Here is a 13,617-nt window from a genome sequence, read left to right on the forward strand (position 1 = left end):
TTCGGCCTACCTTTTTTCCTGTTATGGAGCAGACATGAAAACCTTAAACGTTGATGTCGCTGTGATTGGTGGCGGCACTGCAGGACTTGGCGCTTATCGCGCGGCCAAACTGGCGACCCCCAATGTAGTCATGATTGAAGGTGGCGAATACGGTACTACTTGTGCCCGCGTCGGTTGCATGCCATCCAAACTGTTGATTGCGGCGGCTGAAGCTGTACATCAGCTTGAAAAAGCTCCCGGTTTTGGTATTCACCTACAAGGCGACATTCTGATTAATGGTCGTGAAGTCATGGATCGCGTCAAACGCGAGCGAGACCGCTTTGTGGGTTTTGTGCTGGAAGGTGTCGATAACATTCCGGCCAATGACAAAATTCAGGGGTATGCCCGTTTTATTGATGACAACACACTACAAGTTGATGATCACACACGTATTGTGGCGCAACGCATTGTCATTGCTACTGGTTCTCGCCCAAGCTGGCCTGCTGCCTGGAATGAGCTGGGTGATCGACTTATCGTCAACGACGACGTATTCAGCTGGGACGATTTACCCGAATCAGTCGCGGTTTTCGGGCCAGGTGTTATTGGGTTGGAACTTGGCCAGGCACTGCATCGACTCGGTGTTAAAGTCAACATGTTCGGCGTGGGTGGCGGTGTCGGCCCGCTGACAGACAGTATTGTGCGCAATTACGCAGCAAAAACCTTGGGTGAAGAGTTCTATCTCAACCCAGATGTGAAAGTTGAAGTGATGCAGCGCGAAGGGGATAAAGTCTTTATCCGCTATTTGGATGAAGCCGGTTCACCACAAGAAATCATGGTGGATTATGTTTTAGCTGCCACAGGCCGCCGGCCGAATGTCGATAGACTGGGTTTGGAAAATACCTCACTGGTACTTGACGATCGTGGTGTTCCGCCAGCCGACCGGCTGACAATGCAGACTAACGTGCCGCATATCTTTATTGCCGGTGATGCCAGCAACCAATTACCCTTACTGCATGAAGCCAGTGATCAGGCTCGCATCGCGGGGGTAAACGCCGGTGGATTCCCTGAAGTGGTACCGGGTTTACGCCGCAGCCCAATCTCTGTGGTGTTCTCTGACCCACAAATCGCGATGGTAGGCTCTACATTCCGCGAATTGTCGCAAAAGTTCAGTGCATGCGGTTGCTTTGAAATCGGCGAAGTCTCTTTTGAGAATCAAGGCCGCTCACGGGTCATGCTGAAAAACAAAGGTATCTTGCGGGTTTATGGCGAACAGGGAACAGGCCGTTTCCTGGGTGCCGAGATGATGGGGCCAAGTGCTGAGCATATTGCCCATCTATTGGCTTGGGCACATCAACAACAAATGACCATTAACCAGATGCTGGATATGCCGTTCTATCACCCCGTGATTGAAGAAGGTTTGCGTACAGCATTGCGTGATTTGCAGTCTAAATTGAAACTGGGTACTGACGAGGCCGAACGTTGCCTGCGCTGCCCAGGTGAATAACCTTTTCCAACCGTTTAAACGAGGTTAATGACGAAGTGCCCGTAACGGTGAAAACAGGGAGATCGTAAAGACGCCACACTTCTTTTGTTAAAACAAGCTTCCCTGGGAGCTCGACCCGCGCCATCCTTGGCGCGGACGCTTTACTCATCTACCTGTTCTCACCTTGCAAGATCGAGTCGTTGGCGTTTGTCAGCAGCCTGAAACCGGGCGTTATGCCCGGTTTTTTATCCTTTATTTCGCGCAGCAACGTCAAAAAACACCCCACTGTTCACCGTCTTATATTTTTTAGATCAAAACCAACTGGCATAGTCAATGAAACCTGCCCATTCGATAATAACCCGACGGGGGGCTGTGGCAATGGTTGAGCGCGTTTAACCACTGCCAATGCTTCTTGATCTAAAGCAATAACCCCACTGCTCTTAACAAGTTTGGTAGATAGCACATATCCCTCTTTATTAACCACAAAACGGATAATCACAGTTCCTTGCTGGCGCTGTTTTCGTGCACGAGGTGGATAACGTTTAAACCCTGCCAAATGCCCTTGTAACCGGCTTTTCCAATTCATTTTACTTTGTTGATTATGCAAAGAATGACTGTTCGTCGCAGCTGCGACTCGATGACTCTCCCCCGATAAAGGCGTACTGGTTACCACTGCTGGCGCTAAGGGGCTGCTTTGGTTTTCAGATATTTGTTCATTAATAGGCTGACGTGGTGTCATCACTTTCTGTTGTGGTCGTTTTGCGTTGTTTAGCTCTTTTGGCGGCACATCTACTTCTTTCTCGACAATCAACGCAGCATTTGAATACTCAGGTGCAACCAGCATATGGCTCACTTCTTCTGGCTGATGTTCCGACACCTCCGTAACCGGCTCGTTGATATTTTGAGTGATACCGACTACCGAATCTTGCTCCATATATTCGGCAAACTCCGGCTCCGTCGACACCGCGATCATAATTGCCACAGGAGAGGCCTCTGTATATATCGCGGGGATAAGGGTATTGCTCAATAGCCATATCAGATAAATATGGACACCGCTGGTTAATAAGGCACTGACCCAAAAGAAAATCACACTACCGTTTATCTGCCGTATCTTCATAAATTAAGTCACTATATTCCTTTATTATTAATCAATTACCTCCCTAAATCATTCTTCAGAAAAAGCAACGTACAGGCGATCAGTTAAGGGTTTAAACAGATAATTAAGTAATGAGCGCTCCCCTGTTCGGATAAAAATATCAACTGACATACCGGGCCGGATTTCCAGCTCGGTTTGTGTGATATCAATGGCAACAGTTAAAGGATAATAAGATTCTGAGGTATTCGGATGCTGAATTCGATCAGCACCAACGTGTAATACCGAACCTTGTAACCGCGGGGTGCTGCTTTGGTTAAAAGCAGAGAAATTCAGATCCACCGGCAACCCAACCATCACCTTATCAATTAATGACACCGGAAGCTGAGCTTCAGCTAATAGTGGCTGCCCACTGGGAACTAGTTCCATCAATGTTTGCCCGGTACTGACCACACCACCAACCGTGTGTTGAGCAAGAGCGATAACAGTGCCACTGACTGGAGCATAAATTCGCGCATTATCTAATTCATATTCTGCAATCCCCAAGCGCTGCTCCAACTCTTGAGTGTTTTGTTGCGCTTTGGCCAACTGCTCGCGGTTCTCACTTTTATACTGCTCGCGCCGTTGTAAGATATGTTGCTCTGTTTCGCCAATTTGCTTGTGAAGCTCCAAAATCTCACTGGTATTCTTTTCTATATTGGCACGCAATGAAATCGCCTGACGTTCCATCTCTAACAACTGACTTTGAGCAACATGACCATTTTTGGCCAATAACTGTACTCCCTGTAATTGTCGCTGGAATAAGTCAAATTGGCGCTGGTTATGGCCGCGGGCCACTTGTAACCCATCAAGTCGACTCTCGTGACGGGTAATTTGTGCTGATAGCCGCGCAATTTCGCTCAGTTGGGCCTGACGACGATGGAGGAATAGCTGCTGCTGCAACACAGTATTACGCTCAACTAAAGCTTGTGCTGGATACTGAAGCAATGCGGTAGGGAAGATAATTGTCGGTAATTCATGTTGCTCTGCCGTGAGACGAGACTCTTGAGCAAGCGCACTCAAATACTGATTTTGTAAGTTATCGCGATGGCTGAGTAGTGCAGTATCATCCAGAGTGATAAGTAATTGCCCTTGCATGACGTCATCGCCCTCAGCAATATGCAATTGCTGAATACGTCCTCCTTGCAGCGGTTGAACCAATTTACGGTTTTCTGCCACAACAATATGCCCCATCACCGCAATACCTTTATCCAAAGGAGCCAATCCCGCCCACAACAAAGAACCGATAAAGCCACCACAAACCAATAATGTGCCAAGGCCAAGATATCGCCCGCTATTGGTTTGCAGTAGTGGATGTTGACTTAAATTCTTAGCCGAAGAATGGTCAGATTCAGGTAACATTAGTGAAGACTCCATCCGTGGATATGTGGGTATATAATTAACATTATGATTTTTGGGATGCTGTGCGAGCAGGGATGACGGAATATGACATACCGCCTCCCCAAGATTTCTGGCTACCGGTTGCCTTGACTTCGGCGTTGACCATTTGCATATCCGCTCCTTTAATCTGCTGCAGAACGGCCGCAGTACGATCAAATAATTCCATCCGCCCCTTATTAAGTAGCAACAGAAAATCGCTACCTGATAATAGCTCTGGCTTATGGGTGATCATCACAATGGTACAGCTCTGCTTTTTGAGCTGGATGATGCTAGCCAATAAGGCTCTTTCACCCTCGTTATCCAAGCTGGCATTGGGCTCATCCAATATAATAAGTCGTGGCACACCATACATTGCCCGCGCCAGAGCAATACGCTGACGCTGACCACCGGAGAGTTCATCAGCCCCCTCTCCAAGTTGAGTGTCATAGCCATGTGGCAGATGCAGGATTAAGTCGTGTACCCCTGCCATTTGGGCTGCCGCTGTCACTTTTGCGGTATCAACCGCGCCAAAGCGCGCAATGTTTTCCGCAATCGACCCGCGAAATAGCTGAATATCTTGCGGTAAGTAACCAATAAATTGTCCCAAGTGAGTTTTATCCCATTGAGAAATATTTGCACTATCCAACCGTACCGAGCCGCTAAAAGCCGGTTTACAGGCCACCAATAGCTTTGCCAAAGTCGATTTACCGCTACCTGATGCCCCTAAAACGCCCAAAACATCGCCAGCCTGTAATTCAAAATCGATGGAATATAAAATGGGAATATGTGTACCCGGTTTACACACAGTCAGTTGTGCCACATTGAGCTTTCCTGTGGGCGCCGAGAGCGCCATACCAGTGGGTACAGGTGGGTGCTCAGCTAATAAATGGGCGAGCCGCAAATAAGATAATCGTGCATGACTCCATTGTTTCCAGACGGCAATCAATTGATCAATTGGCCCCAATACTCGTCCGATTAAGATAGAACCAGCAATCATGACGCCAGCCGTAATTGCACCATCAATGACCAATAATGCCCCCAGCCCTAGCATCATTGATTGCAAGGCCTGACGACTGGATTTAGAAGCCGCAGTAACCTGACTACTTTTATCACTGGCCACATTTTGCTGATAAAGGAAACGTGAATGCTGCGCTAACCAACGTTTGCGTAATGCATCCAGCATCCCCATCGCTTCAATCGCATCCGCATTACGTAAGTTCGCATTCGCTTGTTGCGTTGCTTGTGAGGTGACAATGGAGGCTTCTTTCAATGGTTTTTTACACACCCACTGGTTAAGCCAGGCCAGAAAAATCAACACACAAGCCCCGGATGCGGCTAATACACCCAACCAGGGATGGAGTACAAAAATAACCAGTAAATAAAGCGGGAACCAGGGAGCATCAAAAAAAGCAAACAGGGCATTGCCGGTCGCAAACTGGCGTAAAGAGGTGAGATCATTCAACGCTTGGCCCGCGGGAGCGGTATGCCCCATAAGTTGGGATGCAAAAGCAGCATTAAACACTCGTTGATTAAGTTGCATATCAATACGCGTACCGAGACGAATGACTATCGCACTGCGAATCCACTCAAGTAAGCCAATAAATACAAATATTCCCAGAACCAGAACAGTAAGCATCAACAATGTCATGGTATTAGCTGATGCCAGAACCCGATCATAAACTTGCAACATATAAATTGCAGGGGCTAACATCAAAAGATTAATTACTGCTGTAAAAAGTCCTATCCCCCATAGGCTCTTCTTGTGACTGGCCAGAACGGAAAGAATTGTCAGCGAATCCGAAGAAAGGTCGATAGTTTTTTGTGACTTCATGGCATCCATTTCCATACTGAAAATATTTAAACGTAAAATCACTGGTGGCCGATTTTCATTTTTGTAAAAAAAGTTGTTTATCAGAATATATAAATTCATAGAAAATTTAATTTCTATGATAATCATCACCGTAGTAAGTATAGAGTTGTATCGTGATGGCAGTATTTACTTAGCAAGATAACTACTCTCCCGCACATTTAATTAAGCCACTAATAATATTTCATTACTATCGTTTGTACCCAAGGTATCAATAAGCGGTATGTTAAACTGGCTAGCACTCGCCATATCTTTAAGTGGCGTATTGATATCAATACCTTGAGTTTTTAATATCCCCAAGAGTATATCTGCATTATTTTCCTTTAAATTAAATCCAATTTGATGAATGTCATTCTTTCGATTTTCGGCGGGCATTTTGAAGTAATCATATTCACCGATGATATTTAAATTATCAAATATCAATTGAGGCTCCACCAAATGCTTTTCAATTATAGAATGGCCCTCCACAGTTTGAATAACCCCTTCCTTGCCTAGCTCCAAACTTTCCACTTTTCCGTAAATAACCCTATGATATAAATCAAAACTTATCTCCCCACTCAGAATTATTGTGGCTTTATCTCCTGAAGTATTAGTCACCGAGAATTGTTCGAACTGCCTGGTTATAGAATCTTTAAGCCCATGGAAACCTCCAAAATTAGCCCCTTCTTCAGTGGCTATATTAAAATCATTTATCCATTTATGGGTATATGAGTAAATGGTTTCATCTTTTATATTTCCATTAAATCTAACAATTACCGTCATAATAATATCCTTTTAACTTATGACTAATATGTAGCTCAGCATTTGGCTAAGGAGAGGGTTAAGCAGCTAAAAGTATATCGCCCACATCGGTTGTGCCCACAGTTTCAATTAGTGGTCTGTCAGCAAGAATTTCAAACTGACTGGCAATTGCTAAATCTTTAAATGGTGTATTGACATCTACACCTTGAGATTTAAGAATTTCCAGTATAGGCGCATTGTTTCCCCTCAACAGACCGTATACACCAAGATTAATATCATTTGGATAGCTATTATCAATAAGCATCGCAAAAAAAACCTCAAACATTGAAATATCAATGTCATCTGAAATAGCTAACCCACTGAATTCCAGTTGTACTTGTTGGAGTTGGAGTTGATGAAATTGAGGATCTTTTAAATCAGCATCTGGAATAGGGATTAAATACTCACCAAATTGCAGGTTTTCACTCTCACCCGGAATTAGAGGAGATTCCTTCAATACCATCGCCGCATGCATTCCTTTAGATTCCATCACTATCGCAACTTTACTTTGAGAAGTGCTGTTTTGAATTGCATATTTTACACCAACGGTGGGAGGATTTGGCCCAGCCGAGTAGAGATGATATTCGTTTTCGCTCGATTCTAACGCGATATCACCAAAGTCATAGGCCCACCAATAAGTATAAGAATAAATAGTTTCGTTTTTAATTTGCTCATGATATTTAATAGTGATTGTCATATTAATATCCCTTTATAAAATATGAACCACCGCCGTACCTAATATAGCAAAGTACGGCGATGGTACACTTACACTTATTACATTTATTACATTTATTGCACAACAGCTAGATCCGACCAGAAAATCCTTTTCCGGAAGTTTTACTTAAGCAGCTAATAACATATCACTGCTTTCAAAGACACCAACGGTATCAATCATTGGCATATCTGATACCATAGTGTCGAATTGGCTGGCGATAGCCATATCTTTTAGTGGGGTATTAATATCAATGCCTTTAGCTGTGAGCACTTCCAGCAGTGGATCGGCATTACCTCTCATAAGACCATATGTAGCTTTATGCATATCACCTTGATGGTTCTCTGCCATTGTCTTATTAGTGTCAAACTCACCAGTAATATCTAAATCGAACATTTTCAATTGCAGTGGGTTAAGCTCTCTACCAATGCCATTGGAATTAGCGATCAGATTTTCACCCAATTCCAAGCTATCGATTTTACCGTAGAAAGTATGCTGAGGCATGAAGGAGTACTTCAACTCGCCTTCAACTATCATCGCAGTACTGGCATCACTGTGCGAGCTGCCAACTGAATATTGGGTTCCATCAAACCATCCGCCGCCAGCAAATTGACCAAAATCTTTAGAATATCCTTCGGCCCCGGTGTCTTTTATATCACCATGCTTAGTGGCCCACTGTTTAGTATAAGAAGTTAGAGTGTCGTTACTGAATTGACTTTGATATTTGATAGTTACTGTCATAATAAATTTCCTTATCGTTAACAACAATAATATGACTCATCATTGAGTCACCTGACTACAGATGAAGATATCATTCCATCTGAATATTTAAAACTTCCATCAGTCCCTTAATTCTATTCTGAATGTTAATTCTAAAATTTATATTCAAAACCACCCTGAATAGTTCTGCCACGATTTGGCGCAAAAGAAAGTGAATCACCATAACTAATAAGGTAAGCGCGATTAGTTATATTTTCTATTGAGCTGCGCAAAGTTAAATTATTAGTTATCTTATAGCTGGCATAAAAATCAAATATGGTATATTTGGGCCAATCAGCAACATAAGCGGTATTAGCATGGCCTTTATTATTAATAACTGATTTATCTTGGTGTCCTTTGTTATAACGAATAACGGTGCCGAGATCCAGCTTTTTATCAAAAAGTCTTCCACCTAAAGTTAAGCTGCCGCGATCACCCGGTAAATAGGCAGAAGAACCAAATAAGTTCTTTGCCTCAAGGCAATCAATTTTATTATTTGCATAGTCATCATCAATAGAATATCGATCACCATAATAATCATTCCCATTATAATCCATTTTCTTTACCCCACCTAACCAGGCTCTTTTTGAACAAAAATAATTAACGCCAATCATTCTGGTATAATTTAAATTGGTATAAAAAAAACCCATATCATAACTCAATTGATATTCCAGACCACGAAAACGAGTGGCCAGTAAATTATTAATATAAGTCGCGTTGGTAAAGCTCCCGCCTCCATACAGCGGTTTAGTTTTGGATAACTCAAGATTGATATAATCAGTGACACGGGTATCAAAGTAGGCCAGCTTAGTGACTAAGCGGTCTTCTGCAATAAACAGATGGCTGTGTTGAATATTCATGCCAGCTTCCCAAGCTTTGGAATGCTCAGCGGCCAGCATAGGATTGGGTAAGATCCAACCATGACCATGGGCGCTGCCCGTGGCCAGCACCTCAGTAATCGCCGGTGGCCGCCAGGATTTACCGTAATTGCCAAAAAACTCCAGCCACTGTACGCCAGGCTTGATGCCGACGGCTAGCGTAGGTGAAAGTTGTTGTTCACGGCGATCGACCTCCCAGGTCATTTTCATCAACCGGTTAGATGAGCACCGTTTCCACTCGATAAGATATTGCTCATGTATCTTTTGGTTGCAGGGATTTTCACGGGTATAGTCTCCGCGAAAATTTTTGCTGTGCATCCAAGTATTGCCCTGTAAGCGAAATTGATCATAACGCAGCCCACCTTCCAGCCGCAGCCAATCAGCATATTCATAATTCAACTGAGCAAAGGTGCTGGTAATGGTGCGCTTGCCGGGTGGGGTGATGCCAAGCATTGATGCATGAGTTGAGTTGCCGGTTGAGTGGTCACTAAACCATTCCAGACCATAGTTGAGACGGAATTGATGGTAATCGGCAAAGCTAAAAAAACTGGTATTTTGCAGTTGTAAACCACGGGTACTTAAGCGGGTTTGAGTCCAGAATTTATCGCGGTAAACAACATTGGCATTATGAGTATCCGTTTTATCATCGGTATCAACGTAATAGATTTTTGCCGTCATATCTAGCCAGGCGATATGCTGGGGATTGAGACTATAATCCAGCCCAATATTGCGATTCAGCACATCACTCACACTGCTGCTTACCCAGCCATGCCTTCCTTTTCCTGGACCTTCTTTTACGTTAGTCATAAAACCAGTATTAGGACTGTGTATTTGTGTTTGCAGATAACTGAATGTCAATCGTTGATCGGCGGGTAAATTCCAGCCCAACTTGGCCAAGTGCGACTGCATTTTATAATTGGTGAACGGCACTTTATTATTCTTAATATCATAATTAAATTTCTCTGTGCCGTTGCCAAATCGAATATCTCCCAAAGTTCCTTTATTGCCCGGCCAATAATCACTTAAATTGCGCTCACTGATGGCAATTAATATATCGCCATGTTTATTCCCCAACGCCTGCACGGCGCTGCCAATAAAATTGGTGCCATTATCACCGGTGAGAACGCGGATTTTGCCGCCAATTTCTTTTCCCGATTCAAGAAAGTTACTGGCATTAATTGTATTGAACGTTGCAATACCGCCTATTACCCCCGCTCCGCCAATACCACTGGTGACCCCCTTTTCAATCACCACATCGCTTAATATTTCCGGATCGATATACATCACACCATTGCGTTGCCCATGGCCACTTTTCATAAAATTTTGCCGCATACCGTCAATATTCATATTGACACGGCCATAATCCTGAATGCCACGAATATTCACTGAAAGTGCAGGGTCTTGTTGGCTAACGCTTGAATAGACACCGGAGGTTTGTTCCAATATATCCGCCGCATGGCGGGCAGGCCGGTTATCGAGCTGTTCGCGGGATATTTCACTCACGGAATGGAGTTCATCATAAACCCAGTCCCCCTCATGGGCATTACTGGTACCCTCCACTTTCAGCTCATCTAATACTATGTCATGTTCATTGGCAGGTATGACGGTAGTTTCAGCATTGATCCTCTCTGAATAACCTTGAGTGACTAACGCCAAGAATATACCGAATGTAACTCTATTCATTGCATTTATTGTTATTCTTTTATCTCTTAATATATTATCCATTTATAAGATTTCATCCTTATTAGTATAAAAGCAATACGTCAATTAATTATTAGCCTTTGTTTAAATGGTACTCACTCTGAAATTTAGCTATAAGATTACCGCCAAATAATAGAAAGTATCCGGTAACTAAAATGATGTTATTTTGTATGGGCTAAATAAGTTATGTCATCAAATAAATGGGGCATTAAATTTAAAAATAAAGCAGTTACTTTATTAGAGGATTCAATAATTTTTTTCAGTAAGATCTACTATTATTTCACCTAAGTAACATTCATTTAATTTTCTAATGCTAGTAGAGGTTTTACTATATCGCCATTATTTGATAATGATTATCATAATCATTTGTGGTTATAAACTCAACTGTCTATTAAGAATAAAACGCCAGGTCGCTGATGATATTGATTTAATAGAAGAAATAAATAATCTAGATATAGCAGTAGCTGTTACGTGGATTAAAGATTTATAAATAAAACGAGTAACGAATAAAATATATTTAAGTATTTATAACGCAAAACGAGCCACATTAATTGTGGCCCGCTTCAATATTAACCAATACTCTGCGAATTAAAATAAACGCGCTTTAGCCTCGGCAATAGCCGATGCGACTTGTTGCGGTGATACACCACCTTTAGCAACACGTTTATCTAAACAAGATTGTAACGCCAGGATCGGATAAACATCATCGCCAATGACTGCACTGAATTTTTGCAAATCACTTAATGATAGCGCCTCCAATGCTTTCCCTTGACGAATCGCCTCAACCACCGCCTCACCGACAATATGGTGTGCTTCACGGAATGGCACACCTTTGGCAACCAAATAATCAGCTAACTCAGTCGCATTGGCATAACCTTGCTCAGCCGCTTCTTTGCAACGTGGGCGTTTTACCTGAATGCCATCCAATACCAACGCTGCCATATGCAAGCAGTCGAGCCAAGTATCGAGCGCATCAAACAGGCCTTCTTTGTCTTCTTGCATATCTTTGTTATAAGCCAGAGGCAGGCCTTTGAGCGTCATCATCATCCCGGTCAATGCGCCCTGTACCCGGCCACATTTACCACGAATTAACTCTAGCGCATCTGGATTTTTCTTTTGCGGCATCAGGGAAGAGCCCGATGTAACACGATCAGATAAATCAACGAAAGCTGCTTCGCCGCTGTTGAAGAAAATCAGATCTTCTGCAAAACGGGACAAATGCACCATACCAATGCTGGCATCTGACAGTAATTCCAATACATGGTCACGGTCAGAAACACTGTCCAGGCTATTACGCGTGGCCGAAGCAAAACCTAACCAACCTGCCAGTTGTTCGCGATCAATAGCGTAGGCTGTTCCAGCTAAAGCGCCACTGCCTAACGGGCTGACATCCAGGCGTTTCAAGGTATCTTGCAAGCGGCTTTCATCACGAGCCAGCATTTCAGCATAGGCCAGACACCAGTGTGCAAAGGTCACAGGTTGAGCGCGTTGCAAATGGGTATAACCCGGCATCACCGCATCCTGATTGGCTTCGGCAGTGATAACCAGCGCTTGTTGCAATTGCTGCACGGCGGTTTGTAATTCAGTTATCTGAAATTTGCACCACAACTTCAGGTCAGTTGCCACCTGGTCGTTACGGCTGCGCCCGGTATGCAGTTTTTTGCCTAAATCACCGACTTTATCAATCAGTTTTGTTTCAACCCAGCTATGAATATCTTCTGCATCACTGGCTAAAATAGCTTGCGGATCGGCCTGAACTTCCTCTAATAAAACAGAGAGCGCCTGCTCAAGTTGTTGCTGTTCGGGCGCCGTTAAAACGCCGACCGTCACCAGTGCTTTCGACCAGGCAACAGAACCTATAATATCCTGCTCTGCCAGTCGGTAATCAAACCGCAGCGAATCGTTAAATTGCTTAAAACGCTGATCTGCCGCCTGACTGAACCGTCCGCCCCACAATGCCATAATCTTGCTTCCCTAAATCCTACCCTTCATCCTTGAAGCTACAGGGTTGTTAGCTGCACTCGCTCACCCGAATCACTGACTTAAGTAAGCTCATCGGGATTCGTTTGCTGGCTGCCTACCTGTAACTCCAATGACTTTGGGTTATAAAAATTAATAATAAAATAAACAGTATCAGGTATCAGGCCAGAATACGCGTGCCAATTGGCACCCCGTTAAACAGCGCCGGTAACTGATCTGCATGACGCCAACTGGCGATATCCACCGGACGGCCCAATGAACGAGCCGCATCCAGCGCCGCATTCACTTTAACCACCATACCGTCAGTGATGATGCCCTGCGCAATCAGTTGTTCGGCTTTTTGTGCAGTCATCTCAGCAATGCGCTGGCCTTTGCCATCTAAAATCCCACTGACATCCGACAGCAAAATTAAATCGGCTCCCAATGTCGCAGCCAAAGCAGTCGCTGCCTGATCGGCATTTACATTCATCAGACTACCATCTTTAGTAATACCAATAGAGCTGATGATAGGCATGTAATTTGCGGCCAGTAAGATTTGTACTAAAGCCGGTGAGCCAGCTTCGGCTTTGCCCACATGGCCAAGTGCCGCATCCAGCGGGGTGACCGACACGGTATTACCATCACCCAAGCATAAGCCAACCGCATTGATGTCATGTTTAACCGCCCAGGCCAGCAATGTTTTGTTGGCGGTACCCGCTAATGCCCCGGTAATAATGTCAATTTGATCTGCAGGCGTCACACGCAGGCCGTTTTTCTTCACCACCGGCAACGCGAGTTTTTTCATCAGATCATCAACCAGACAACCACCACCGTGCATAATCACAAGCGGGCGCTCATGCTTCTCACGATAGGTCACCAATGCAGTAAACAGGCGTTCCAGCGCTTCTTCGCTGTCGAGCAACACGCCACCTAATTTAATGACCAACGGATTTATCATGTTTCGCCTCAATATAATTAGAAAAAATT

10 protein-coding genes are annotated in these 13,617 nt (G+C 44.0%); 1 reads left to right on the forward strand and 9 read right to left on the reverse strand.

Going from position 1 to position 13,617, the window contains the following annotated elements; genetic code table 11:
• Nucleotides 1-34 precede the first annotated feature (34 nt).
• On the forward strand, nt 35-1,483 hold the full coding sequence (locus tag ACF3VQ_RS20435) for a dihydrolipoyl dehydrogenase (RefSeq protein ID WP_392432743.1): 1,449 nt from the start codon (nt 35-37) through the stop codon (nt 1,481-1,483).
• Nucleotides 1,484-1,751: 268 nt separating this feature from the next.
• Here the strand turns inward: ACF3VQ_RS20435 and ACF3VQ_RS20440 are convergent, their stop codons facing one another.
• The 9 genes from ACF3VQ_RS20440 to argB all read right to left on the reverse strand — a co-directional run bounded on the left by ACF3VQ_RS20440 (nt 1,752) and on the right by argB (nt 13,588).
• Nucleotides 1,752-2,579, reverse strand: coding sequence for an energy transducer TonB (locus ACF3VQ_RS20440; RefSeq protein ID WP_392432744.1), 828 nt, complete (start codon nt 2,577-2,579; stop codon nt 1,752-1,754).
• Between the two features lie 48 nt (nt 2,580-2,627).
• Nucleotides 2,628-3,956 (reverse strand): HlyD family type I secretion periplasmic adaptor subunit, encoded by a 1,329-nt coding sequence (locus ACF3VQ_RS20445; RefSeq protein WP_392432745.1) that lies wholly within the window; start codon nt 3,954-3,956, stop codon nt 2,628-2,630.
• Nucleotides 3,957-3,999: 43 nt separating this feature from the next.
• Nucleotides 4,000-5,820, reverse strand: a complete 1,821-nt coding sequence (locus tag ACF3VQ_RS20450; RefSeq protein ID WP_392435739.1) for a type I secretion system permease/ATPase — start codon at nt 5,818-5,820, stop codon at nt 4,000-4,002.
• A gap of 186 nt (nt 5,821-6,006) precedes the next feature.
• The gene (locus tag ACF3VQ_RS20455) at nt 6,007-6,603 is read right to left on the reverse strand and encodes a heme acquisition protein HasA (RefSeq protein ID WP_392432746.1); all 597 of its coding nucleotides are present in this window, start codon (nt 6,601-6,603) and stop codon (nt 6,007-6,009) included.
• Nucleotides 6,604-6,661: 58 nt separating this feature from the next.
• Nucleotides 6,662-7,318 (reverse strand): heme acquisition protein HasA, encoded by a 657-nt coding sequence (locus tag ACF3VQ_RS20460; RefSeq protein ID WP_392432747.1) that lies wholly within the window; start codon nt 7,316-7,318, stop codon nt 6,662-6,664.
• A gap of 144 nt (nt 7,319-7,462) precedes the next feature.
• Entirely contained in the window at nt 7,463-8,074 is a 612-nt protein-coding gene (locus tag ACF3VQ_RS20465; RefSeq protein WP_392432748.1) for a heme acquisition protein HasA, read from the reverse strand.
• A gap of 131 nt (nt 8,075-8,205) precedes the next feature.
• The gene (locus ACF3VQ_RS20470) at nt 8,206-10,695 is read right to left on the reverse strand and encodes a TonB-dependent hemoglobin/transferrin/lactoferrin family receptor (RefSeq protein ID WP_392432749.1); all 2,490 of its coding nucleotides are present in this window, start codon (nt 10,693-10,695) and stop codon (nt 8,206-8,208) included.
• Nucleotides 10,696-11,259: 564 nt separating this feature from the next.
• Nucleotides 11,260-12,633: an argininosuccinate lyase gene (gene argH, locus ACF3VQ_RS20475; protein WP_392432750.1), complete on the reverse strand. Its 1,374-nt coding sequence runs from the start codon at nt 12,631-12,633 to the stop codon at nt 11,260-11,262.
• A 178-nt stretch (nt 12,634-12,811) separates the two neighbouring features.
• Entirely contained in the window at nt 12,812-13,588 is a 777-nt protein-coding gene (gene argB / locus ACF3VQ_RS20480; RefSeq protein WP_392432751.1) for an acetylglutamate kinase, read from the reverse strand.
• Nucleotides 13,589-13,617 lie beyond the last annotated feature (29 nt).

This window comes from Yersinia fenwicki, from assembly GCF_043099325.1.
Classification (GTDB): Bacteria; Pseudomonadota; Gammaproteobacteria; order Enterobacterales; family Enterobacteriaceae; genus Yersinia.

Bases quoted from the DNA above. Each gene is read 5' to 3' on its own strand.
- ACF3VQ_RS20435 (WP_392432743.1), top strand. From the start codon at position 35: ATGAAAACCTTAAACGTTGATGTCGCTGTGATTGGTGGCGGCACTGCA.
- ACF3VQ_RS20440 (WP_392432744.1), bottom strand. From the start codon at position 2,579: ATGAAGATACGGCAGATAAACGGTAGTGTGATTTTCTTTTGGGTCAGT.
- ACF3VQ_RS20445 (WP_392432745.1), bottom strand. From the start codon at position 3,956: ATGTTACCTGAATCTGACCATTCTTCGGCTAAGAATTTAAGTCAACAT.
- ACF3VQ_RS20450 (WP_392435739.1), bottom strand. From the start codon at position 5,820: ATGGAAATGGATGCCATGAAGTCACAAAAAACTATCGACCTTTCTTCG.
- ACF3VQ_RS20455 (WP_392432746.1), bottom strand. From the start codon at position 6,603: ATGACGGTAATTGTTAGATTTAATGGAAATATAAAAGATGAAACCATT.
- ACF3VQ_RS20460 (WP_392432747.1), bottom strand. From the start codon at position 7,318: ATGACAATCACTATTAAATATCATGAGCAAATTAAAAACGAAACTATT.
- ACF3VQ_RS20465 (WP_392432748.1), bottom strand. From the start codon at position 8,074: ATGACAGTAACTATCAAATATCAAAGTCAATTCAGTAACGACACTCTA.
- ACF3VQ_RS20470 (WP_392432749.1), bottom strand. From the start codon at position 10,695: ATGGATAATATATTAAGAGATAAAAGAATAACAATAAATGCAATGAAT.
- argH (WP_392432750.1), bottom strand. From the start codon at position 12,633: ATGGCATTGTGGGGCGGACGGTTCAGTCAGGCGGCAGATCAGCGTTTT.
- argB (WP_392432751.1), bottom strand. From the start codon at position 13,588: ATGATAAATCCGTTGGTCATTAAATTAGGTGGCGTGTTGCTCGACAGC.